The sequence below is a fragment of the Acidovorax lacteus genome (genome assembly GCF_039540375.1).
Taxonomy (GTDB): Bacteria; Pseudomonadota; Gammaproteobacteria; order Burkholderiales; family Burkholderiaceae_C; genus Acidovorax_G; species Acidovorax_G lacteus.
Genome location: NZ_BAABEX010000007.1, coordinates 633,111 through 657,466 on the forward strand (window position 1 = coordinate 633,111; position 24,356 = coordinate 657,466).

Genomic DNA, 24,356 nt, shown 5'->3' on the forward strand with positions numbered 1-24,356 from the left:
GCAGACGGCTCAGGGGTTTTCGCCCTGGGATTGGTAGGCGGCGACCAGGTGGTCGTCGCGCGGGGTGTCGAGCCAGTCGACCTTGCGCATCTTGCGCACCACCACGAACTCGTCGCGGTTGGTGCCGATGGTTCCGTAGTAGTTGAAGCCGTAGCTGAGCTGGGCGTAGCCGCCGATCATGTGCGTGGGCTTGAGCACGATGCGCGTGACCGAGTTATGGATGCCACCCCGTACGCCCGTGATCTCGGAGCCCGGCGTGTTGATGATCTTTTCCTGCGAGTGGTACATCATCACCATGCCGTTCTTCACGCGCTGGCTCACCACCGCGCGGCCAGCCACGGCGCCGTTGACGTTGAACAGCTCGATCCAGTCGTTGTCTTCGATGCCAGCGCTCTTCGCATCGTCCTCGCTGAGCCAGATCACGGTGCCGCCGCGGTTGAGCGTGAGCATGTGCAGGTTGTCGCTGTACGTGCTGTGGATGCCCCACTTCTGGTGCGGCGTGATGAAGTTCAGCACGATCTCCTTATGCCCGTTGGGCTTGAGACCCTGTACGGCGTCGGTGGTCTTGAGGTCCACCGGCGGACGGTAGCTCGAGAAACCTTCGCCGAAGGCGATCATCCAGGGGTGGTCCTGGTAGAACTGCTGGCGGCCCGTGAGCGTGCGCCATGGGATCAGCTCGTGCACGTTGGTGTAGCCGGCGTTGTACGAGACGGTCTCGCTCTCGATACCGCTCCAGGTCGGGCTGCTGATGATCTTGCGCGGCTGGGCCTGCACGTCGCGGTAGCGGATCTTCTCGTCTTCGCGGTAGAGCGCGAGGTGCTTGTGGTCCCGGCCCGTGGCTTTGCCCAGCGCCTCCCAGGCCTTGACGGCCACATGGCCGTTGGTTTCCGGCGCCAGCTGCAGGATCACCTCGCAGGCGTCGATGTCGCTCACGATGCGCGGCATGCCCTGGGTGGCGCCAGGCTCCTGGGTCAGGCCATTGAGTTGGCCCAGTTGCTCGACTTCTACCTCCGTCTTCCAGGCAATGCCCTTGCCGCCATTGCCCACCTTGGACATCAGCGGCCCCAGGGCCGTAAAACGCTTGTAGAGGTTCGGATAGTCGCGCTCCACCACCGTGATCTGCGGGGCGGTCTTGCCCGGGATCAGGTCGCACTCGCCCTTCTTCCACTCCTTCACCTCGAAGGGCTGGGCCAGCTCGGCCGGACTGTCGTGCATCAGCGGCGTGAGCACCACTTCCTTTTCCACGCCCAGGTGGCCCACACAGACCTCGCTGAAAGCCTTGGCAAAGCCTTTGTAGATGTCCCAGTCCGAGCGGCTCTGCCACACCGGATCCACCGCCGCCGACAGCGGGTGGATGAACGGGTGCATGTCGCTGGTGTTGAGGTCGTTCTTCTCGTACCAGCTGGCCGTGGGCAGCACGATGTCGGAGTACAGGCAAGTCGTGCTCATGCGGAAGTCGAGCGTGACCAGCAGGTCCAGCTTGCCCTGCGGTGCCTCGGCATGCCAGCGCACTTCGCGCGGCCGGGCTTCGTCGGTGCCCAGATCCTTGCCCTGCACACCGTTTTCGGTGCCCAGCAGGTGCTTGCAGAAGTATTCGTGGCCCTTACCGCTGGAGCCCAGCAGGTTGGAGCGCCAGACGAACATGTTGCGCGGCCAGTTCTCGGGTGCGTCCGGGTCTTCGCAGCTCATCTCCAGCCAGCCGTCGCGCAGCGCCTTGACCACGTAGTCCTTCGGGTCCATGCCCGCGCCCTGCGCATCGCGCACCAGCTTGAGCGGATTGGTCTTGAGCTGCGGCGCACTGGGCAGCCAGCCCATGCGCTCGGCGCGCACGTTGTAGTCGATCATGCTGCCGCCAAAGCGGGCCTTGTCGGCCAGCGGCGAGACGATGTCCGACACGTCCAGCTTCTCGTAGCGCCACTGGTCGGTATGGGCGTAGAAGAAGCTCGTGGAGTTCTGCTGGCGTGGCGGCCGGATCCAGTCGAGCGCGAAGGCCAACGCGGTCCAGCCGGTCTGCGGGCGCAGCTTTTCCTGGCCCACGTAATGCGCCCAGCCGCCGCCGCTCTGGCCAATGCAGCCACACATCATCAGCAGGTTGATCACGCCACGGTAGTTCATATCGGCGTGGTACCAGTGGTTCATGGCTGCGCCGATGATCACCATCGACTTGCCGCGCGTCCTGTCGGCGTTGTCGGCAAACTGGCGCGCCACGGTGATCACCTGCTCGCGCGGCACGCCGGTGATGGCCTCCTGCCAGGCAGGGGTGTACGGGGCGTTGTCGTCGTAGCTCTGGGCACCGCTGCCCAGGCCGCGGTCGATGCCGTACTGGGCCACCTGCAAGTCGAACACCGTGGCCACGAGGGCGTAGCGTTCTTCGCCAGCCTTGCCCAGGCGCAGGCGTACGGCCGGCACTTTGGCGCGGTTCACTTCCCCTGCCGCGGCATTGGCGGGAAAGTGCGGCGCCTGCTGGCCGCCGAAGTACGGGAAGCCGACATCCACCACCTCGTGCCCCTGCCCGTCGCCTTCGAGCACCGACAGGCGCAGCTTCACCGCGTCGCCGTTGCGCGCCTCCTTCGCTTCGAGGTTCCATCGGCCCGCGTCGGCGCGGCCTTCGGCCCCCCAGCGGAAGCCGATGGAGCCGTGGGGCAGCACGGCCTGACCGTCGCTGTCAAAAGCGACCGTCTTCCATTCGGGGTTGTTGTCCTGGCCCAGCTTGCCGTTGAAATCGCTGGCGCGCAGATAGCGGTCGGGCACGAGCGTGGTGCTGCCATCGGGCAGCGTCTGCTCGCGCAGCATGACCAGCATCGGCAGGTCGGTGTAGCGGCGCGCGTAGTCGTCAAAGTAAGCGCTGCGCTGGCCATGCGCCGGGAAGTAGAACTCCTTGAGCACCACATGGCCAATGGCCATGGCCAGCGCGGCGTCGGTGCCCTGCTTGGGGTGCAGCCACAGGTCGGCCAGCTTCGCCACCTCCGAATAGTCGGGGGTCACGGCCACGGTCTTCGTGCCCTTGTAGCGCACCTCGGTGAAGAAGTGCGCATCGGGCGTCCGTGTCTGGGGAATGTTCGAGCCCCAAGCGATGATGTAGCTGCTGTTGTACCAGTCGGCCGATTCGGGCACGTCGGTCTGCTCTCCCCAGATCTGGGGGCTGGCCGGCGGCAGGTCGCAGTACCAGTCGTAAAAGCTCATGCACACACCGCCGAGCAGGCTCAGGTAGCGGCTGCCAGCGGCGTAGCTGACCATGGACATGGCCGGGATCGGCGAGAAGCCGATGATGCGGTCGGGCCCGTGCTTCTTGATGGTGTAGACGTTGGCGCTGGCGATCAGTTGGTTGACTTCCTCCCAGGTGCTGCGCACGAAGCCGCCCATGCCCCGCACCTGCTGGTAGTCGCGGCGAGCGCTCTCGTCTTCGACGATCAGGGCCCAGGCGTCCACCGGGGTTTTGGCCACCTTGAGCGCTGCGCGCCAGCGCTCGAGCAGCCGGCCACGCACCATGGGATGCTTGACGCGGTTGGCCGAATACAGGTACCAGGAATAGGACGCTCCCCGCGCGCAGCCGCGCGGCTCGTGGTTGGGCATGTCCCAACGTGTGCGGGGATAGTCGGTCTGCTGGGTTTCCCAGGTGACGATTCCCCCCTTCACGTAGATCTTCCACGAGCAGGAGCCCGTGCAGTTCACGCCATGCGTGGAGCGCACCACCTTGTCGTGGGCCCAGCGGTTGCGGTAGGCGTCTTCCCAGGTGCGGTCTTCGTTGGTGACCTGGCCGTGGCCGCCCGCAATCGGCTCTTTGGGCAGCTTGAAGTGGGTCAGGCGGTCGAGGAAATGGCTCATGTTCGAACTCCGGTGGGAAATGCAGTCTCAGCAGGGGTTGGCAGCACCGCGGCGCGCGTACATCCACCAGTTGAGAACGACGTTGAAGGCAAAGAAGGCCGCCAGGCCGTAGAACACGGGCGTGGCCGACTGGAGGCTGGCGAACGAGCCGGCAAACAGCATCCCGAACAGGAAGGGACCGTAGGCGGCGATGGCGCCGGTGAAGCCGATCACGCCGCCGGCCTGGCGCGGCTCGAACAGCATGGGCATCTGCTTGAAGGTGGACGCATTGCCGATGCCGGCGAAGAAGAACATCACCAGCATGCCGGCCACGAACATGGGGAAGCTCTCCAGGCCCGTGGGCTGGGTCAGCGTGGTCACCCACAGCGTGGCGCCCAGCATGCCCAGCGCCGCCCAGTGCGTGACGCGGGCCCCGCCCAGGCGGTCCGACAAGGGACCGGCCACCACACGCGCGGCCGAGCCGACCAGCGGCCCCCAGAAGGCCCACGCGAGCGGATCGGGCGCCCCCGGGAAGCTGCCGTAGATTTGCTTGATCAGCAGCGGGAAGGTCGCCGACAGCCCCGAGAAGGCGCCGAAGGTCATGATGTAGAGCGAGGTCATGCTCCAGGTGTGGCGCGAGCGGAAGATGTCGAACTGCTGCGCGAAGTTGGCCTTGATGGGCACCGACTTGAGCAGCAGCCAGGCGCTGATGCCGAACACCACTACGAAGGGCAGCATCACCGCGGCCGCGTTCTGCAGGTAGACCTGCGACTGCACGCCGCCCTTGGTCATCGTCTGGGGGTCGCCCAGCAGCGCGCTGCCGCCAAGCAGTGCAAAACCGATGATCCAAGGGGTGACGAACTGCACCACCGACACGCCGAAGTTGCCGATGCCCGCCTGGATGGCCAGCGCCGTGCCCTGCAGCCGCTTGGGAAAGAACAGACTGGTCGACGGCATGAACGACGAGAAATTGCCCCCCCCCAGGCCAGCCAGGAACGCCAGCAGCAGCAGCACGGAATACGGCGTGCCCGGGTCTTGCACGGCATAGAACCACCCCACCAGCGGCACCAGCAGCGACAGCGTGGACACCGTGACCACCAGCCGCGTACCCAGCATGGGGGTAAGGAACATGTGCACCAGGCGCAAGGTGCCGCCCGCCAGGCCTGGCATGGCGGCCAGCCAGAACAGTTGCGTGGGCGTGAACTTGAAGCCGATCTGCGGCAGGCGCACCACCAGGGCCGACACCAGGAACCACGCCATGAAGGCCATGACCAGGTTCAGCGTCGTGATGGTGAGGGTGCGCCAGGCCAGGCGCGAACCGGTGGTGGCCCAGAAGGCGGTGTTTTCGGGCTCCCAGCGGGACAGCCAGGTGCCGCCGCGCGGCACGTCGGACAGGACGGAAGACATGAGCAAACCTCGCAGAGAAAGAGGAGGAAGAGAGGGAAAAGCGGGCGCTGCGCGCTCAGGGGCGGCCCGCACCTGCCAGGGTCGCGGTATCGGCGCGGCCACGCACCACGTCGGTGTGGCGCACTTCGGTCCAGTACATCCAGATCAGCGACACCCACACCACGCCATAGAGCAGCATGAAGGCGCTCGAACGGATGCCTGTGAGGTCCACCAGAAAGCCGAACAGGATGGGCAGCACGAAGCCCCCGAGGCCGCCCGCCAGCCCGACGATGCCGCTGATGGCACCGATGTTGTCGGGGTAGTCGTTGGCGATGTACTTGAAGACGCTGGCCTTGCCGAAAGCCCAGGCAATGCCTAGTACGAACATCAGCGCCGTAAACACATACACGTTCAGGCCAATGTGGAAACTCTGCGGGCCCTGCAGCGTGTTGATGGTGAAGTCGGTCTGCGGATAGGACAGCAGGAACAGGCAGATCCAGCTCACCCACATCACCCACCACGTCACCTGGTGCGCGCCATAGCGGTCGCTGAGCCAGCCACCCACGGCGCGCAACACGCCCCCCGGCAGGGAGAAGCAAGCCGCCAGCAGCGCCGCCACGCGAATGTCGAGGCCATACTCACCGATGTAGTACTGCACCATCCACAGCGCCAGGGCCACGTAGCCGCCGAACACGATGCTGTAGTACTGGCAGTACTTGAGCACGCGTGGGTCCTTGAGGGCCCGCAACTGGTCGGCAAAGCGCACATTGCTGGGCACCAGGTGGCGCGGGTCGGAGTGACTGAACAGCCAGAACAGCACCACGGTGCCAGCCATGATGGCGGCGTACACTTGGGGCACCGCGGCCCAGCCGAACCCCACCAAGATCACGGGCGCCACGAACTTGTTGACGGCCGAACCCGAGTTGCCCGCCCCGTAGATGCCCATGGCCATGCCCTGTTGGGCCTTGGGAAACCAGCGCGCCACATACGGCGTGCCCACCGAGAACGAGCCTCCGGCCAGCCCGACGAACAGGCCAATTGTGAGAAAGTGCCAGAACTCGGAGGCATAGCCCATGAGCCAGATGGCCGGTACGGTGGCCATCATCAGCAGGGCCATGACGATGCGGCCGCCATAACGATCCGTCCAGATGCCCAGCGGCACGCGCACCAGCGAACCTGTGAGCACGGGGGTGGCCGTGAGCAACCCGAACTGCGTGGCGTTGAGATCGAGCATCTTCTTGATGGGAATGCCGATCACGCCAAACATCATCCACACCATGAAACACACGGTGAACGACCATGTGCTGACGATCAGCACCGACCATGCCTTGCGCTTGTATTGAAGTTCTGTCGTCACTTGAACGCTCCTTTGACCATGCTCTGCATCATGGTTTTGGAGGCGCTGAGCGCACATCCTGCGCAGGGCCTACTCGGCTGCGGCAAACGGATGAGGGCCACTTCAAGGTGGCTGCATCTAGTGCGCAAGCACTAGTGCTTTCGGATCAAGCGGACAGCGGTGTCGGTGCTGCTGGCAGCTCCACGAGACCGCGCCGCACCGATGTCGGCGCTTCACCAGGGCTGCAGGTGGCACCCATGGCGCGCTGCGGTGGTGGTGCCGCAGGTACATGGCTGAGGGAGTGCGAAGGGAACCTCAACCCATGCCGCGCTCGGTCGCATAGACCGCAGCATGGACGCGGTTGGCCAGCCCCAGCTTGCGCAGAATGTGCTGCACATGGATCTTCACCGTGGTCTCGGCAATGTCGAGTGCTCGGGCGATGAGCTTGTTGCTGTCGCCCTTGGCGATCAAGCGCAATATCTCGCGCTCGCGCGGCGACAGCTGATGGATCGGATCGTCCGGCGCAACCGCCAGGGCTGTCATCGGCGCGATGCCCGGCTCTGAGAGCGCAACATCGGGGGCAGGACGCTGCAATGCGTCTGGCGCCTTTGCCGCCACAGCCGACACCTGAGGCGCCTGGCGAAGCAGGCCCACGAGCTTGCCCATCATTTCGGGGCTCACCACCGAATCACCATCCCACACGCGGCAGATCGAATCACACAAATCCTCGGTGTTGATGGTCTTGAGCAGGTAGCCATCGGCACCAGCACGCAGACCTGCCGCCATGTCCTGTACGTTCTCGCTGACCGTGAGCATGAGGATGCGCACCTGCGGTGCCATCTCCTTGAGCCCCGCGATCGCATCCACCCCCTGCACGCCAGGCATATGGTTGTCGAGCAAGATCAGATCAGGTTGCAGCTTGTGTGCGGCCGCGAGCGCAGCGTTGGCATCGTCGGCTTCACCAACCACTGCAAAGCGGGCATCCTGCGAAAGCAGCGCGATCAGCCCGCGGCGAAACAGGTTGTGGTCGTCGACCACCAGCAGGCGGATCGGGGCAACATTGGCGGAGGTCATGTCACGGGCAGGGCAATGCGTACTTCGGTTCCAGAACCGGGAACGGACTGCACCTGCAAGTGCGCGCCTATGCGCTGCGCACGCTCTTGCATGATGTGCAGTCCCACATGGGTATCGTCCGCCCGCTGCGGTGCGGGCGCAAAGCCGCAACCGTCATCGCGCACGGTGAAGATCCATTCAGGTCCCCTTTGCACTCCCAGGTGTACCTGCGAGGCACGTGCGTGCTTGCGCACATTGGACAAGGCCTCCTGCAACACATGCAGCACCTGCAGTTGGACGTCGGAGGGGAGCGACACGCCATGGCCTTGCATGTCCAGCTGGGTCTTTACCCCGCTTTGGTGTTCGAACTTCTGCAAGGTGGTGCGCAGGGCTTGTTCAATATCGTCGCTGTTGGTACGGGTGCGGAAATGCACAAGCAGCTCGCGCACATCGTTGGTGCTTTCCTTCACCCCAACGTCGATCTCGTCCAGGATCCTCTGGACCTGCACTGGTTGCGGCCTGGGCAAGGCCTGCCGTAGCAGGGTGACCTGAATGCGCAGGAATGAAAGCGACTGCGCAATCGAATCGTGCAGCTCACGCGCCAGCAGGGCGCGCTCTTCGCTCACAGCGGCCTCCCGCACCAGCGCCTCGGTGCGCAGGTTTTCGACTGCATTGGCCAGGTGCCCAGTCAGAGCGTCATAGAGGTCGCGGTCCTCGGTGGTCAGCGCAACGGGCTGCCGGTAAAAAAGATCCACCTCGCCCAGGATGCGATGCTGCAAGCGGATGGGCACACTCACGAGCGCACCATAGCCGGCGCGGGCACAGGCGCCGTGCCGCTGGTCGTCTGCAGATGCAATGGGGATCATGCGGGTGCGCGCAGTCTGCTGGGGCTGGCCGCAAGCGCACAGGCCGGCTTCGATACAGCGCTCTTCCTGCACGATCTCTTGCGGCAGGCAATCGCTGGCAAGCATCAGGTAGCGCTGGCTGGCCTCGTCGGACCAGCGCACAGCGACCGCGTCGGCACCGCTGACGCGCCGCACCTTTTGCGCAAACCCCTGGGCCAGTTCGTCCAGCGTATGAGCCTCCACCAAAAAATTGCTGACTTCGTACAGGGCGGCCAGCCTCGTGCGTTCGGCGGCAAGGTCTCGGGTCTTTTCATCGACCTTGCGCTCGAGCCCGTGGTAGAGGGTGTGCAGCGTGGCGGCCATGTGGTTGAAGCCGGCCGCCAGTTCACCGAATTCATCCGGCGACTCGGCCACTACCCGGGCCGAAAAGTCGCCCTCTTCCACCTGCCGCATGCCGGCCTGAAGGCGTTTGAGCGGCTGGATGACAAACAGGTAGCCGATGTAGAGCATGACCACTGCAGCCGCTACTGCCAGCGCCATCATCATGAACTGGAAGAGGTTGAGAATCGCGGTGAGCCGCGCGAGCGTCGCCTCGATCGCATGCACAAGCTCGTCAACCCCCTGGACAAACACCTCCACCTGATCGCTCAGGTCTTGAGCGTACGGCGTACCAGAGGGTTGGCTCCAGGCAGGGCGCAAGGCCTGCCATGCGTTCTGCAGGTCGGCAAACCGAGCGCGGGTCTCAACGTTCCAGGGCACGAAGAGCGGACGCTGCGGATCGCCCGCCTTCAGCAACTGCATGGTCGCATCCAGTTCGGCCACGCGCTGCTCGACATCAGACGCATTGCGCTGCGCCTGCACCAGGCTGACCAGCCGCCAGGACTGCATGCGCATGCGACCAGCCTCATTCACCGCGGCGGCCGCACCATCCAGTTGCCGTGTCACCCACATCGTCAGGCCGATGGAGCACAGCGCAAGCAACAGCATGCCCAGCCCGAAGCCAAAAAAACGGGCCGACAGCCGCCGATGGTGTTTCATGTGCTCCGATGCTAACGGGATTACCTCGCGCACCCAAGCCACCTAGCATCCTCCAAAAGAACGATGGCAGGAGGCGCTCAACGCGAAGTGCCCCCGCCGATCGGCCAGATGTGCAGAGCCACGCGGGCATGCGATATTGCCGCTTGTATGGACGCCCCACTCTCTGATGCTGCCCATTGGGCCGCCACGCTGATCGCCAGCCGTCGCACGGTACTGCCCAAACGGCTGACAGGCCCAGAACCTGCCGCCGTTGAAAAAGCCCTGATCCTGCAAGCAGCCTCTGCAGCGCCAGACCACGACCGGCTACAGCCTTGGCGCTGGATCGAAGTGCCCGAAGAGCGACGCGCCGATCTTGGCGAGGCATTTGCGGCCGCACTGCGTTTACGCGACCCCAGGGCGAGCGCGTGCGCCGAAGCCCAGGCGCGAGAAAAGGCCTTGAGGGCCCCTTGGCTGCTGCTGACCGTGCTCCGGTGCGCTCACGCGGGCGAGGACGTTCCCGACACCGAGCGCTTGCTGTCTGCGGGCGCGGCCATACAGAACATGCTGCTGCAAGCCACCGCGCTCGGTCTTGCGTCTAGCATCACCAGCGGCAAGGCACTGAACTCGAGGCCCCTGCGCTCACTTTTTGACCTCAAAGATCAGGAACAGGCGCTATGTTTCATCAACATCGGTCGGTGCACGGAGCCGCGGCCAATGCGCGTCCGTCCTGACGTCGCCTCGTTCTACTCGGTTCTGGGCGATGGCGCACTGGCCAGTTCCCAACACCTCCTGGACCACAAAAGACCGCCCGATACTGCCCTGCGGGTCTGAGGGTGGGCATGTCGCCATCGCGAGGTGGTGTAAGCACAAAGACTCTGGGGAGGCGCGGTATTGCCGCCGCATGGATCGTCGTGCCACGGTTTGAAATCCACCTGGCTGGGCCCTCGACGTCAGTGACACAAACGAGCCATCGATGCGCTGACCATGATCGCCTGACGCGCTTGAACGCATGGTTTCAGGTCATGACTGGGTTGGCCATCGCTCTGCCACCCGACATCACTCTCACCGCGGGCCCAGACATGGAACCTTCAATCAGGGTATCGTGCTTGCAAATCAAGCACAACATGCTATCAAAAGAATAGCAATCATGGGGTTGTCGTGCTTTTAGCAGCCTCTGGCGATACCCCGCGGAAGCGGAATGCTGCGACCTGCCATTGATCAGCCCGACATACGCCAGTTGACACAACGAACCGGCAGGCTTCTCGTCTGCTAGGCCCCTCTTCGGGCACCGACCGGTCTTGTGCTGGAGGACATCGCGATGCCGCAGCAGGCTTTCCGCACCCCACGGAGCGCTTCACCAGGGTTGAGTGCACTCAGCGGTCGAGGTGCGTTGCGACGCACCGACGCCCGCCGCCACCTCAGCGCGCCCCGAAAACTACGGCCGGAAAAACAAAAAGGGCTGCAACTTGTTGCAACCCTTTTTGAATCAATCACTGGACTTAGCGACTGGATAACTTGGCGGAGTGGACGGGACTCGAACCCGCGACCCCCGGCGTGACAGGCCGGTATTCTAACCGACTGAACTACCACTCCGCGTCGGTGTGACTTTCGCTGCATCTGCTCTCGCAAACCAGCCAAGCGCCACAAAACTTGGCGACCCTACGGGGATTCGAACCCCGGTACTCACCGTGAAAGGGTGATGTCCTAGGCCTCTAGACGATAGGGTCAAACCTGGACGTTTTTTCAAACGTGGTGGAGGTAAGCAGGATCGAACTGCTGACCTCTTGCATGCCATGCAAGCGCTCTCCCAGCTGAGCTATACCCCCACGGGAATCAACGCATCGCTGCGCTGATCAAAACACTGGCGGAGTGGACGGGACTCGAACCCGCGACCCCCGGCGTGACAGGCCGGTATTCTAACCGACTGAACTACCACTCCGCGTCGGTGTGACTTTCGCTGCATCTGCTCTCGCAAACCAGCCAAGTGCCACAAAACTTGGCGACCCTACGGGGATTCGAACCCCGGTACTCACCGTGAAAGGGTGATGTCCTAGGCCTCTAGACGATAGGGTCAAACCTGGACGTTTTTTCAAACGTGGTGGAGGTAAGCAGGATCGAACTGCTGACCTCTTGCATGCCATGCAAGCGCTCTCCCAGCTGAGCTATACCCCCACATCGACTTCGATTCTGCATTGCTGCGTCGTCGCTGTCAGAGCCTCAAATTATATACAGATTTTCAGGCTCTTCGCAAACGCTCGAGCACTTTTTCGCGCCCAAGCAATTCCAGCACCGCGTCCACCGAAGGCGTTTGCGGCGTCCCAAGCGTCAAGACCCGCACGGGCATGGCCAACTGGGGCATCTTCAGCCCCCGCTCTGCCAGCACCTGCTTGAACACCGTCGAAATGGCAGCGCGATTCCACTCCACGGTTTCCAGCGCATCACCCAAGGCCTGAACAGCCGGTTGGATGGCGTCCGTCAAGAACTGGAGGCGGTCTGCCTCACTGGCAAGAGGCTCCAGATAGAACCACTGCGCCCAATCAGCAAGAGCGACCAGGGTCTCACAGCGGTCTTTGAACAATCCGCAGATGCCGGACAGTCTCGCAATATCGTGGCTGGCATCAACGCCACGCTGATGCAACCATGGCAACAGGGACTGTGCAAGCGTCTCATCCTGCATGGACTTCAGATGCTGCGCATTGACCCACCGCAGTTTGGCCTCGTCAAACTGGGCCGCGCTGCGGCCCAGGTGGTCGAGATCGAACCATTGCAAAAACTGCTCACGGCTGAAGATCTCATCATCTCCGTGGCTCCACCCCAGACGCGCCAAGTAATTGACCATGGCATCCGGAAGGTACCCTTCGTCGCGGTATTGCGTGACCGGCTTGGCACCATTGCGCTTGCTCATCTTTTCACCGAGTTCATTGAGAACGGTCGGCAGGTGGGCGTATTCCGGAGGCTCGTAACCCAAAGCGCGAAAGATGTTGATCTGGCGCGGTGTGTTGTTGACATGGTCATCCCCTCGGATAACGTGCGTGATTCCCATGTCGATGTCGTCCACTACCACGCAGAAGTTGTACGTGGGTGTGCCATCGGGCCTCGCAATCACCAGATCATCCAATTCCGCGTTGCGGATGCTGATTCGGCCTTTCACCTTGTCGTTCCATTCCACCTCGCCTTCGAGAGGATTTCGGAACCGCAGCACCGGCGACACGCCTGCAGGAATCGGCGGCAACGTCTTTCCTGGCTCGGGACGCCACGTACCGTCGTAGCGAGGTTTGAGCTTTTCGGCCATCTGGCGCTCACGCAGCGCATCCAACTCATCAACCGACATGTAGCAAGGATAAACATGCCCGGCCGCAATCATCTCCGACAGCACCTGTTTGTATCGGTCCATGCGCTGCATTTGGTAGAACGGCCCTTCATCAGGGTCCAGCCCCAGCCAGTGCATCCCCTCAAGAATCACGTCGACCGCGGCCTGGGTGGATCGCTCGATATCCGTGTCTTCAATGCGCAGGATGAAGTCGCCCCCAGTAGCGCGGGCGAACGCCCACGGATACAAAGCGGATCGAATATTGCCTAGGTGGATAAACCCGGTGGGCGACGGAGCGAAGCGCGTACGGACGCGGCGTGGAGACGCAGAACTGGGGTGATTCATGAAGGGTTTCAGAAAGTGCATCGCGTTTGGGACCGATCGATACATCAGTCCTCAAACGTGCAGAAATTGAAGTAGCCAGCAGGCGTCAGACCGCCTCGGCATTCGGGAGTGCAAGCCGCGATGTGTCCTCGCCCTGCTCTTCGGCACCGACACGGCCTTCGTTAAGTTGGGCAATCGAGTCTTCGGTGATGTCGCCAGTTACATAGACACCGTCGAAGCAAGAGGCATCGAAGCCGTCCAGCGAGGTATTGAGCCGGGCGATGGCTCGCTTCATCCCTTCCACGTCCTGGTAGATCAGGGCGTCACAGCCAATCGCCTGCCTCACCTCCTCCACCGTTCTTCCATGGGCAACCAACTCACTGGTCGTCGGCATGTCAATGCCGTACACATTGGGATAGCGCACCGGGGGGGCCGCGCTGGCCAGATAGACCTTGCGAGCACCCGCATCGCGGGCCATCTGCACGATCTCACGGGATGTGGTGCCACGAACGATGGAGTCGTCCACCAAGAGCACGTTACGCCCCTTGAACTCGCTTGCGATGACGTTCAACTTTTGCCGCACGGACTTCTTCCGGACGCCTTGCCCCGGCATGATGAACGTACGCCCGACATAGCGGTTTTTGACAAACCCCTCCCGGTAAGGCACTCCCAGCAGGTGCGCGAGCTGAGTGGCGCTGGGGCGGCTGGATTCCGGGATTGGGATGATCACATCAATCTCGGTGGGCGGCACTGTAGACACCACCCGCTTGGCCAGCGCCTCGCCAAGATTCAACCGTGCCTGATAGACCGAGATACCGTCCAGGACGGAGTCGGGGCGGGCCAGATACACAAACTCGAAGATACAGGGATGCAGCTTGGGGGCGTCCGCGCACTGTCGCGCATGCACTGTGCCATCAAGCGAGACAAAGATCGCCTCACCAGGCGCAATGTCTCGCTCAAACGCATGCGAGGTCCCCTCGAGCGCCACAGACTCGCTACCCACCATGACCGTGCCATCGGCCCCACGCCCGAGCGAAAGCGGTCTGATGCCATGAGGATCTCTGAAAGCCAACAGACCATGGCCTGCAATGAGCGCGATCACCGCGTATGAACCACGAATACGCTGGTGAACCGCGCGCACAGCAGTGAACACGTCCTCTGGCTGTAGGGGTACGCCGCGCGTGGCCCGCTCCAGTTCGTGTGCGAACACGTTGAGCAGGACTTCGGAGTCGCTTTCCGTATTGGTATGCCGGTGATCCGTTTGAAAAAGCTCGGAGCGCAGGCTGCGCGCATTGGTCAGGTTACCGTTGTGCACCAGCACAATGCCGAAAGGAGCGTTCACGTAGAAAGGCTGAGCCTCCTCTTCGCTGTAGGCATTTCCAGCCGTCGGATAGCGGACCTGCCCGAGCCCCACGTTGCCGGGAAGCGCTCTCATGTTGCGGGTTCGGAACACATCGCGCACCATTCCTTTGGCTTTGTGCATGAAGAACTTGCGCCCCTGCTGCGTAACGATCCCAGCCGCATCCTGTCCCCGATGCTGGAGCAGTAGCAAGGCGTCATAGATCAGCTGATTGACGGGGGCCGTACTGACGACACCGACGATTCCACACATAGTTTTCTTCCGTATGCGTGCGGGGCTACCCCACACTTCTTTGCACAATTGGTTGGCGACTCAACACCCATGCAACGACTGTCAGCCTAGCGAACCGGCAGGCGCTGCGCCAGAGACGCAGGTGCCCATTGAGCCGCGAAATACACCGCTTCTTCCATCCATTTGGCAGTCCAGGCCTCGCCCCACCAGCGCTCGGTTCGCAGAGGTGTCAGCAAGAGCACGTAGGCTGCCAAAACAATCACCACGGCGGCTCTGATAGCCCCGAACAGCGCACCAAGCGCCCGGTCCGCCGGCTGGAGGCCGAGGGCACGCGCCAAGCGCTGCCCAAGCCAGGCCAGCAAACTGCACGCAAACAAAGCCGCCACGAACACCACAGCAAAGGCAGCGCCATAGCGCAGGGAGGGCTCCCAGTCGTGCCACGGCCCTACCTCAGACACGCCATCGGCCAACAGCCTTGCACAACCAAATGCAGCCACCCACGCCAAAAGCGACAGCACTTCGTACACGACGCCGCGCCAAGCGCCAACAACGACTGATATCGTCAGGACGCCCAGCACCACCCAATCCAGCATAGCCATAGCGGCTCGCGATTCCGGATTCGTTACAACGACAACACGGAAGCAGGCAGATCCAAGGCCTTGACGCGCGCAGCAGCGCGGTCGGCCTCAGCTTTGGAGCTGAACGGCCCCACCCTTACCCGAACCCGCTTGCCGTCCTTGGTGTCGATCGCATGCGTATACGTCTTGAGGCCAGATCGCTCCAATTTGGCACGAACCTCTCGCACCTTTTCTGCGTCCCCAAACGCACCCACCTGTACCACGTAACGAGCATCTTCAGCCGATGCAGTGCCAGTGTTGGCATTGTCTGTACCGCGCCCCTCCAGCAATGCCCGGGCCCGCTGACCATCGTCTTGCCGAGTGGGTCTCACGGGCTCAACAGGAGCCGCAGGCGCGGCGGGCTTGGTAGAGTCTCTTGACTGAGCACCTGCAGCCGGCAGAGAGGCGGCCGCGGCCGGCTGCTTGGCAGCGGGCTTCGAAGGCACCACCTCCTCGCCATCGAGGATACCTGCCGCTTGTACAGGCGAATGCGGTTGTACTTTGGGCTGCGACACTACCGCTCCAGCGGGCGAAGGATGTTGCGCAGCGGAAGCGACGGCAGCTGGCACTGCCAAAGGGGCTGATTTTTGCCGGTCAGGTATATCTATGGGTATGTCGACAGGTATCGGCCTGGGCTGTGTGTCGAACAAGACAGGGAAGCCGACGACGCCGACCCCGATCAATACAGCAGCACCAATCAACCGGTGACGGGCACGTCGCCTCATCACCTCGACCGACTCGACAGGAGACGCCCGACCACGTCGGCTCGCCTTCTCATCAGGCGGGGTACGCCCGAGCCACGGAAACTGAAAAAACGCCATGGATCAAGAGAGGCCGGTCAATCAGGCTTGAAGGTGCTTGGCCTGCAGACGCGGCACACCTTCTTGAAGCACACCGCCGACCGTATAGAAAGAACCGAAAACCGCGATTCTATCAGCCGTGTCCGCAGCGCCAACGGCCGCTGCCAGGGCCTCAGTAGGGCTGCCGTAAGCGGCGGCGGTGCCCCCCTTGCGCCTACCGGTTACCACCTCAATTGCATGCCATTTGTGTAGCAGGTTCTGAGCACTTTCAGCCCGCGAAGTCGGCAGATCGGTGAAGTACCAGTGGTCTACGAGGGGTGCCATTTTGGTGAGCATGGGACCCAGATCCTTGTCAGCCATGGCACCAAAAACAGCATGCGTGGCCGGATAGAACCCCATAGCGTCCAAGTTGGCCATCAACGCGGCCACTGAATGCGGATTGTGTGCAACATCCAACACCAAAGTCGGCTGCCCTGGCACGATTTGAAAGCGCCCAGGCAGTTCGACCATCGCAAGGCCGCTCCGAATGGCTTGCGCGGTCACGGGCAACTGCTGTCGTAGGGCCATGAGGGCCGCAATGGCCCCCGAGGCATTGAGCAACTGATTCGCACCACGCAAACCTGGATAGCCGAGCCCGGCATAGCGACGGCCACGCCCCGCCCATGACCATTGCTGCTTGTCACCCGAGTAGTTGAAGTCGCGCCCCATCAACCACAGGTCTGCTCCGACCTCTCGAGCGTGGTCCACGACGCTGTTCGGTGCCACCGGATCACTGACGATCACCGGTCGCCCCGTGCGCATGATGCCCGCCTTCTCACGCCCAATGGACTCACGGTCCGGCCCCAGAAACTCGGCATGATCGATATCGATGCTGGTGATCACCGAGCAGTCGGCGTCGATGATATTGGTAGCATCCAAACGACCTCCCAGACCGACCTCCAAGATCACGACATCTGGCAGGGAGTGCGCCATAAGACGCATGATTGCCAGCGTGGTGAACTCGAAGTAAGTCAGGGCTACTTCGTCGCCATTGCGTGTGCGAGCATGCTCTACAGCATCGAAATGGGTCAACAAGTCGTCAGACGACACCACTTCGCCGTGCAGTCGGCAACGCTCCTCAAACCGCACAAGATGCGGAGACGCATAGACAGCCGTTCGGTAGCCCGCCTGCAAACAAATCGCCTCCAGCATCGCGCACGTGGAGCCCTTCCCATTGGTTCCGGCAACCGTAATGACCGGGCAAGCGAATTGAAGACCCAAGCGACGGGCTACCCTCCCTACCCTGTCAAGGCCCATGGCGATACCAGCAGGATGGAGTTGCTCGCAGTAGCGAAGCCATCCCTCAAGTGTGTGGATTACGGGTTTGCTGTGCATTTCGTCGCGGATTGTCGCCGACCCAGCAAACCCTTTCGCGCTCGTCACAGATATGCTGTGCAGATGCATCACGTCATCCTTTACGCCATTCCACAGTGTGACACCGTCAAGAAGGCGCGCCTCTGGCTGTCCGAGCGCGGCATCTCTTATCAGTTCTACGACTACAAAAGACAGAGTTTCCCAGCAGATCGCTGGGACGTCTGGACACAGCGGATAGGTCGGGACCGGCTGATCAACCGGCAAGGCACCACTTGGAGAAAGCTCGCGGCCTCCGATCAAGACAAGGCGCTGGCCAGCGACGAGGCAGCATTGGAGCTTGCCTTGGCCCAACCGAGCGTGATCAAACGCCCCGTTGTGGAGTGGTCCAACGCGAGCGGTTTGCATGTATCCGTTGGTTTCACCCCGGAACTGTGGGAGCGCTGGCATCTCGAAACTGGAGACTAGTCTCGCCCGAGACCACTACCCAGTATTCGACGCCTCGGCGATGAGTCCCTCCGCTGAGCGCAGCGAAGGTCATCCCGCACGAACAGTGGCGCGTTGAAAGGGTATCTCGCGCCCAAAGAGGAACGTTATGAAATATCCCGTTGCAGTGTTGCTGCTGTCCACCGCCTTCTCTGTGAACGCACAGGAGATGGGACGCGTGATCTCTGCCACCCCCATCATTCAACAAGTCGGAGTGCCACAACAGTACTGCGGGCAGGAGACCGTATACGGTCAGCCTCGAACCAGCGGGGCTGGCGCAGTGTTGGGCGCCGTGGCGGGAGGTGCCGCCGGGAATGCGATCGGAAAGGGCAGCGGCCGAGCTGCGGCTACAGCGCTTGGCGTGATTGGCGGCGCAGTGCTTGGCAACCATATCGAAGGCCAAGGTCGGCCCTCCTATGAGACTGTGCAGCGCTGCACCACGGAAACCCACTACGAAAACCGTACTGTGGGCTACCAAGTGGTGTACGAGTACGCAGGGAGACAATACACCACGCGCACCCAAACAGACCCTGGAAACTGGCTTCCTGTGTCGATACAACCCGCGACCGATCGGCCCGGACGGGTGTACTCAACGCAACCTGATCCATACGGGGCCTACACCCCACCCGCTGTCACAACATATCCTGTGCCCCCCGCATACATTCAAGGCCCTACGGTCATCGAATACAGCAGCCCTGGCTATCGCCCGTATCCGCCACCATCATCCCACGCGAATCCCTACTGGCGCTGAGCACGATCCGACGTCTGACGATTAGTCAGACCCCAAGTACGATCAATACGGCATGGGCATCTGGGACAATGAGGCCATGACCATCACACCAAATGCTGACCCGGCAGAGCTCTCCAAGTTTTCCGAACTTGCACACCGCTGGTGGGATACCGAAAGCGAGTTCAAGCCTCTTCACGCCCTAAATCCACTGCGCCTCCGCTGGATTGACGAACATGCCCTGTTGGCGGGGAAGAGGGTTGTAGACATTGGCTGCGGGGGCGGCATTCTGGCCGATGCGATGGCCCGCAAACAGGCCGACGTATTGGGCATTGACCTTGCCACCAAGTCACTCCGCGTCGCACAGCTTCACGCGCTCGAAGCAGGAACTCCGAACGTTCGGTACCGTGAAATCAGCGCGGAGGACCTAGCAGCCGAGCGCGCAGCAGAGTTCGATGTCGTGACCTGCATGGAAATGCTCGAGCACGTCCCAGATCCGGCATCCGTCGTAAATGCTTGCGCCGAGTTGGTACGACCCGATGGGTGGGTGTTCTTTTCCACCATCCATCGCAATGCCAAAGCCTTCGCCACGGCCATCGTGGCCGCAGAGTACCTGCTCCAGCTACTACCTCGCGGCACACATGAATACGCACGCATGATCAAGCCCAGCGAGCTGGCCACTTACTGCCGCAACGCAGGGCTTACTGTGGTGGACTTGACTGGCATGGGCTACCACCCAGTCACGCAACGGTACTTCCTGCATCAGGACACATCCGTCAACTATCTGCTTGCGGCGAGGCGCCTCGCATGAATACCGCACGCCCTGCCGCAGTACTGTTCGATTTGGACGGCACGCTACTGGACAGTGCTCCAGACCTGGGAGCGGCTGCCGACAGTTTGCGCACGCGCCGAGGACTGTCGAACTTGCCCTTGGAACACTACCGCCCAGCAGCAGGTGCAGGAGCGCGTGGTCTGCTAAAGGTGGCCTTCGGCATCGAGCAAGACCACCCGGACTTTGCAGGCCTCCGGGACGAGTTCTTTTCCGCCTACGAGAACAGACTGACCGTGAACACCCGCCCTTTTGAGGGCATCATCGAGGTACTGCACGCTTTGCAGCGACATGGGACTCCATGGGGTGTGGTTACCAACAAAGCCAGACGATTTGCAGAGCCCTTGACCCGGTCCATCTCGGGTTTCGATGGCTTGAGTGTGCTGGTCTGTGGAGACACCACCCCGTACAGCAAGCCACACCCTGCACCACTGCTGGAGGCGGCACGCGTTCTTGGGACCCCTGCCGAGGCTTGTTGGTATGTGGGCGACGATCTTCGCGATATGCAAGCTGCTGCTGCAGCAGGCATGTACGGAGTGGCCGCAGCCTACGGATACGTATCCAACCCCGACGATACACAACATTGGCCAGCGAAAAAGCGGATCAATCAACCTATCGACCTCTTGAAACTGCTTTCGATCGCCTAAAATGAAAGGCTCGGGGCTGCCCTGGTTTCGACGTGGGTACAGCGTCGGTGTGGTGCATGTCGAGCTTGAGTCACGCTCGTAAATCTCGATTCAAAAAAGTAACTGCAAACGACGAACGTTTCGCACTCGCTGCTTAATTGCCAGTGAGCCTTGCAACAGTTGGCCTATGGGCTGGGCAAGGGGGTCCGGGAAACCAGACCTCCCGGCTGCAAGGTGTATTTCATAGGCTGGCGGCTTTCTGGGCATCTTAGAAAGACGTGAGACACAAGGATGCTGGCTGTTGGGGTTGCGTGCGGCTGCGCGGCTTCAGCAGTGAGATTCCATACAGACCGCTAAACATGTAGATCTGCCCGGCAAAGGCTTGCGGACGCGGGTTCAATTCCCGCCAGCTCCACCACAATCGTAAAGCCCAAGGCTCCATCGGAGCCTTGGGCTTTTCACTTCGCCCATCGTGGGAAGTTGCACCAACACTGGCACAGTCATTCAAGCGTTCGGTGTACCCCCCCACAGGTAGCCGCCTGGCGGGTCCGCGAACACGCCAACTGCCACACCATCTCCGCACAAAGATTCGGCCCAATAAAGATGGCGAACCATGAAAAAAGCCCCGCTATGCGGGGCCTTTTCGTTTGCGATCAATCGATCAGTTGGCGCGGGTGCCCACCACTTCGATTTCCACGCGGCGGTTCTTGGCACGGCCTTCAGCGGTCTTGTTGTCAGCCACAGGCTGCTTCTCGCCCTTGCCTTCGGTGTAAACGCGATTCTTTTCGATGCCCTTGGACACCAGGTAGGCCTTCACGGCTTCAGCGCGGCGCACCGACAGCTTCTGGTTATAAGCGTCAGAACCCACGGAGTCGGTATGACCCACGGCGATGATCACTTCCAGGTTGATGCCCTTGACCTTGGACACCAGATCGTCCAGCTTGGCCTTGCCTTCGGCCTTCAGCACCGACTTGTCGAAGTCGAAGAAGGCGTCGGCAGCGTACGTCACCTTGGTGGCAGCGGGCGGCTGGGGAGCGGCTGCGGGAGCAGGAGCAGCAGCGGGAGCAGGTGCAGCGGCCGGAGCGGGTGCAGCAGCCGGAGCGGGTGCGGGAGCGGCGATCGCGCCGTCGCAACCAGCAGCAGCCGTTGCGGGCGTCCAGTTGGCATCGCGCCAGCAGTACTCGTTCGTGCCGTTCTTCCAGACTTGGCCGGAAGCATTGCGCCAGTTGTCCACGGTTTGTGCACCAGCGGCGGTTGCGAGCGCTGCAGAGGCAAACAACATCGCCACTTTGTTCAGTTTCTTCATGGTTCTCCTCTTGGGGAAAAAGCCGCAGCCGCGCTGCGAATCGGGGACGTTCAGGGTGACCATCACCAAAAACGTTCACTTGATTGTGCCATACGTAACACAGAGGGCGCGAATGGATCGGTCCACTGCCCGTAGGACAAAACCGGAATCCCGCCGACCTGTTGCGACAGCGCTACAAAAGCTTGCGCCTAAAATGGGTGCCCTTTGCCGCATCCATCGCGCCCATGAACCAGTTCGCCAAAGAAACGCTGCCCATCAGTCTCGAAGAGGAAATGCGCCGCAGCTACCTCGATTACGCCATGAGCGTGATTGTGGGGCGCGCGCTGCCCGATGCGCGCGATGGCTTGAAGCCCGTACACCGCCGCGTGCTGTACGCGATGCACGAGCTCAACAACGACTGGAACCGTCCGTACAAGAAGTCGGCGCGTATCGTCGGGGACGTGATCGGTAAGTACCACCCGCACGGAGATCAGTCGGTGTACGACACGATCGTGCGGATGGCGCAGGATTTTTCGATGCGCCACATGCTGGTAGACGGCCAGGGTAACTTCGGCTCGGTGGACGGCGACAACGCCGCGGCCATGCGGTACACCGAAATCCGCTTGGCCAAGATTGCGCACGAGATGCTGGCCGACATCGACAAGGAAACGGTCGATTTCGGGCCCAACTACGACGGCAGCGAGAAAGAGCCGCTGGTGCTGCCCAGCCGCCTGCCCAATCTGCTGGTCAACGGGTCGGGCGGCATTGCCGTGGGCATGGCCACCAACATCCCGCCGCACAACCTCAACGAGGTGGTGGATGCCTGCCTGCACCTGCTCAAGAATCCGGAGGCCACGGTCGACGACCTGATGGAGATCGTGCCCGCGCCGGACTTTCCCACAGCCGGCATCATCTATGGCATCAATGGCGTGAAGGAAGGCTACCGCACGGGCCGCGGCAAGATCGTGATGCGCGCCAAGTGCCACTTCGAGGACATCGACAAGGGCCAGCGGCAGGCGATCATCGTGGACGAGCTGCCCTACCAGGTCAACAAGAAGACGCTGCAGGAGCGCATGGCCGAGCTGGTGCACGAGAAGAAGCTCGAAGGCATCAGCCACATCCAGGACGAATCGGACAAGTCCGGCATGCGCCTGGTGATCGAGCTCAAGCGCGGCGAAGTGCCCGAGGTGGTACTCAACAACCTGTACAAGCAGACGCAGCTGCAGGACACCTTCGGCATGAACATGGTGGCACTGGTCGATGGACAGCCGCGCCTGTGCAACCTCAAGGACCTGATCAGCGTCTTTCTGCAGCACCGCCGCGAAGTGGTCACGCGGCGAACGGTGTTCGAGCTGCGCAAGGCCCGCGAGCGCGGCCACGTGCTCGAAGGCCTGGCGGTTGCGCTGGCCAACATCGACGACTTCATCGCGATCATCCGCAATGCCCCCACCCCGCCCGTGGCCAAAGCTGAGCTGATGGCCCGTTCGTGGGATAGCCAGCTGGTGCGCGAGATGCTCACCCGCACGCGTGCTGACGGTGGCCAGGTCAATGCCGACGATTACCGTCCGGAAGGCCTGGAGCGCGAATTCGGCATGGGACAGGACGGCCTCTATCGACTGTCGGACACCCAGGCGCAAGAAATTCTGCAGATGCGCCTGCAGCGCCTAACGGGGCTGGAGCAGGACAAGATCGTGGCCGAGTACAAGGAAGTCATGGCGGTCATCGAAGACCTGCTCGACATCCTGGCCAAGCCCGAGCGCGTGTCGGTCATCATCGGCGAAGAACTGACCGCGCTGCGCCAGGAGTTTGGCCAGCACAAGCTGGGCATGCGCCGCAGCGTCATCGAGTACAGCGCGCAAGACCTGTCGACCGAAGACCTGATCACGCCCACCGACATGGTGGTCACGCTCAGCCACAGCGGCTACATCAAGAGCCAACCGCTGTCGGAATACCGCGCGCAAAAGCGCGGTGGCCGCGGCAAGCAGGCCACGGCCACCAAGGAAGACGACTGGATCGACCAGCTCTTCATTGCAAACACGCACGACTACATCCTGTGCTTCTCCAACCGCGGTCGGCTGTACTGGCTCAAGGTATGGGAAGTGCCGTCGGGCTCGCGCGGCTCGCGTGGCCGCCCCATCGTGAACATGTTCCCGCTGGTCGAGGGCGAGAAGATCACTGTGGTGCTGCCACTCACGGGCGAGATGCGCACCTTCCCAGCCGACCGGTATGTGTTCATGGCAACGAGCATGGGCACCGTCAAGAAGACCGCGCTCGACGAGTTCAGCAACCCGCGCAAGGGCGGGATCATTGCGGTGAATCTGGACGAAGGCGACTACCTGATCGGCGCGGCGCTGACGGACGGCCAACACGATGTGATGCTGTTCAGCGACGGCGGCAAGGCCGTGCGCTTTGACGAGAACGACGTGCGCCCGCTGGGCCGCAACGCCCGGGGCGTGCGCGGCATGATGCTCGAAGACGGCCAGAGCGTGATCGCCATGCTGGTGGCCGAAGACGAGTCGCAAAGCGTGCTCACGGCCACCGAAAACGGCTACGGCAAGCGCACGAGCATCGTTGAATACACACGCCACGGCCGCGGCACCAAAGGCATGATCGCCATCCAGCAGAGCGAGCGCAACGGCAAGGTGGTGGCCGCCACGCTGGTGCATGCCGATGACGAGATCATGCTGATCACCGACAAGGGTGTGCTGGTGCGCACGCGGGTATCGGAAATCCGCGAACTCGGTCGCGCCACGCAAGGCGTGACGTTGATTGCGCTGGACGAAGGCTCCAAGCTCAGCGGACTGCAGCGCATCGTCGAAAACGACGCCCAGGCGACCGAAGCGGCCGAGGGCGCAGAAGACGCCGAGGGTGCGGGCGGTGATGCCCCCGGGGACGGTGGCGACGCACCGGGCGGCGACAGCGCCTGACCTGCCCCCCCCCCGCCCTGCCCGGCCCAGCACGGGGTTGCGC

The 24,356-nt window shown here is 62.3% G+C and carries 17 protein-coding genes, 6 tRNA genes and 1 other RNA gene; 7 read left to right on the plus strand and 17 right to left on the minus strand.

Going from position 1 to position 24,356, the window contains the following annotated elements; genetic code table 11:
* Positions 1 to 9 precede the first annotated feature (9 nt).
* The 5 genes from ABD866_RS06260 to ABD866_RS06280 form a co-directional block, all read right to left on the minus strand.
* Entirely contained in the window at positions 10 to 3,825 is a 3,816-nt protein-coding gene (locus tag ABD866_RS06260; RefSeq protein WP_345062250.1) for a nitrate reductase subunit alpha, read from the minus strand.
* A 27-nt stretch (positions 3,826 to 3,852) separates the two neighbouring features.
* Positions 3,853 to 5,211, minus strand: a complete 1,359-nt coding sequence (locus tag ABD866_RS06265) for an MFS transporter (protein ID WP_345062252.1) — start codon at positions 5,209 to 5,211, stop codon at positions 3,853 to 3,855.
* Positions 5,212 to 5,266: 55 nt separating this feature from the next.
* On the minus strand, positions 5,267 to 6,547 hold the full coding sequence (locus ABD866_RS06270) for an MFS transporter (RefSeq protein ID WP_345062254.1): 1,281 nt from the start codon (positions 6,545 to 6,547) through the stop codon (positions 5,267 to 5,269).
* Between the two features lie 294 nt (positions 6,548 to 6,841).
* Positions 6,842 to 7,600, minus strand: coding sequence for a response regulator (locus ABD866_RS06275; protein ID WP_345062256.1), 759 nt, complete (start codon positions 7,598 to 7,600; stop codon positions 6,842 to 6,844).
* Positions 7,597 to 9,462 (minus strand): type IV pili methyl-accepting chemotaxis transducer N-terminal domain-containing protein, encoded by a 1,866-nt coding sequence (locus tag ABD866_RS06280; RefSeq protein WP_345062258.1) that lies wholly within the window; start codon positions 9,460 to 9,462, stop codon positions 7,597 to 7,599. The genes ABD866_RS06275 and ABD866_RS06280 overlap by 4 nt, the downstream gene beginning before the upstream one ends.
* A gap of 147 nt (positions 9,463 to 9,609) precedes the next feature.
* Between ABD866_RS06280 and ABD866_RS06285 the strand changes: the two genes are divergently transcribed.
* Positions 9,610 to 10,272, plus strand: coding sequence for a nitroreductase family protein (locus tag ABD866_RS06285; protein WP_345062260.1), 663 nt, complete (start codon positions 9,610 to 9,612; stop codon positions 10,270 to 10,272).
* Between the two features lie 685 nt (positions 10,273 to 10,957).
* Here the strand turns inward: ABD866_RS06285 and ABD866_RS06290 are convergent.
* The 11 genes from ABD866_RS06290 to folC all read right to left on the minus strand — a co-directional run bounded on the left by ABD866_RS06290 (position 10,958) and on the right by folC (position 17,457).
* Positions 10,958 to 11,034 (minus strand) — tRNA-Asp (locus ABD866_RS06290).
* A 58-nt stretch (positions 11,035 to 11,092) separates the two neighbouring features.
* Positions 11,093 to 11,168: transfer RNA gene (locus tag ABD866_RS06295), tRNA-Glu, on the minus strand.
* Positions 11,169 to 11,191: 23 nt separating this feature from the next.
* A tRNA-Ala gene (locus tag ABD866_RS06300) sits at positions 11,192 to 11,267 on the minus strand.
* Between the two features lie 36 nt (positions 11,268 to 11,303).
* Positions 11,304 to 11,380, minus strand: a tRNA-Asp gene (locus ABD866_RS06305).
* Between the two features lie 58 nt (positions 11,381 to 11,438).
* Positions 11,439 to 11,514 (minus strand) — tRNA-Glu (locus ABD866_RS06310).
* A 23-nt stretch (positions 11,515 to 11,537) separates the two neighbouring features.
* Positions 11,538 to 11,613: transfer RNA gene (locus ABD866_RS06315), tRNA-Ala, on the minus strand.
* 64 nt (positions 11,614 to 11,677) lie between these two features.
* A complete protein-coding gene (gene gltX / locus ABD866_RS06320) occupies positions 11,678 to 13,096 on the minus strand; it encodes a glutamate--tRNA ligase (RefSeq protein WP_345062262.1) in 1,419 nt (472 codons plus the stop codon).
* Positions 13,097 to 13,181: 85 nt separating this feature from the next.
* Complete coding sequence (gene purF, locus ABD866_RS06325) at positions 13,182 to 14,687, minus strand: amidophosphoribosyltransferase (protein WP_345062264.1); 1,506 nt, start codon at positions 14,685 to 14,687, stop codon at positions 13,182 to 13,184.
* A gap of 86 nt (positions 14,688 to 14,773) precedes the next feature.
* Entirely contained in the window at positions 14,774 to 15,259 is a 486-nt protein-coding gene (locus ABD866_RS06330; RefSeq protein WP_345062266.1) for a CvpA family protein, read from the minus strand.
* A 29-nt stretch (positions 15,260 to 15,288) separates the two neighbouring features.
* Complete coding sequence (locus ABD866_RS06335; protein WP_345062268.1) at positions 15,289 to 16,104, minus strand: SPOR domain-containing protein; 816 nt, start codon at positions 16,102 to 16,104, stop codon at positions 15,289 to 15,291.
* A gap of 21 nt (positions 16,105 to 16,125) precedes the next feature.
* Entirely contained in the window at positions 16,126 to 17,457 is a 1,332-nt protein-coding gene (folC, locus tag ABD866_RS06340) for a bifunctional tetrahydrofolate synthase/dihydrofolate synthase (RefSeq protein WP_345062513.1), read from the minus strand.
* A 63-nt stretch (positions 17,458 to 17,520) separates the two neighbouring features.
* Between folC and ABD866_RS06345 the strand changes: the two genes are divergently transcribed.
* From ABD866_RS06345 to ssrA, 5 genes are all read left to right on the plus strand, one after another.
* The gene (locus ABD866_RS06345; protein WP_345062270.1) at positions 17,521 to 17,901 is read left to right on the plus strand and encodes a Spx/MgsR family RNA polymerase-binding regulatory protein; all 381 of its coding nucleotides are present in this window, start codon (positions 17,521 to 17,523) and stop codon (positions 17,899 to 17,901) included.
* A 127-nt stretch (positions 17,902 to 18,028) separates the two neighbouring features.
* Positions 18,029 to 18,670: a glycine zipper 2TM domain-containing protein gene (locus ABD866_RS06350; protein ID WP_345062272.1), complete on the plus strand. Its 642-nt coding sequence runs from the start codon at positions 18,029 to 18,031 to the stop codon at positions 18,668 to 18,670.
* A gap of 76 nt (positions 18,671 to 18,746) precedes the next feature.
* On the plus strand, positions 18,747 to 19,457 hold the full coding sequence (gene ubiG / locus ABD866_RS06355; protein WP_345062274.1) for a bifunctional 2-polyprenyl-6-hydroxyphenol methylase/3-demethylubiquinol 3-O-methyltransferase UbiG: 711 nt from the start codon (positions 18,747 to 18,749) through the stop codon (positions 19,455 to 19,457).
* Positions 19,454 to 20,122, plus strand: a complete 669-nt coding sequence (locus ABD866_RS06360) for an HAD family hydrolase (protein ID WP_345062276.1) — start codon at positions 19,454 to 19,456, stop codon at positions 20,120 to 20,122. Before ubiG ends, ABD866_RS06360 begins: the two co-directional genes overlap by 4 nt.
* 12 nt (positions 20,123 to 20,134) lie before the next feature.
* Positions 20,135 to 20,519, plus strand: a transfer-messenger RNA (tmRNA) gene (gene ssrA / locus ABD866_RS06365).
* Between the two features lie 243 nt (positions 20,520 to 20,762).
* Here ssrA and ompA read toward each other — a convergent pair.
* A complete protein-coding gene (gene ompA / locus ABD866_RS06370; protein ID WP_345062278.1) occupies positions 20,763 to 21,407 on the minus strand; it encodes an outer membrane protein OmpA in 645 nt (214 codons plus the stop codon).
* Between the two features lie 224 nt (positions 21,408 to 21,631).
* Between ompA and gyrA the strand changes: the two genes are divergently transcribed.
* A complete protein-coding gene (gene gyrA / locus ABD866_RS06375; RefSeq protein ID WP_345062280.1) occupies positions 21,632 to 24,313 on the plus strand; it encodes a DNA gyrase subunit A in 2,682 nt (893 codons plus the stop codon).
* Positions 24,314 to 24,356: the final 43 nt, after the last annotated feature.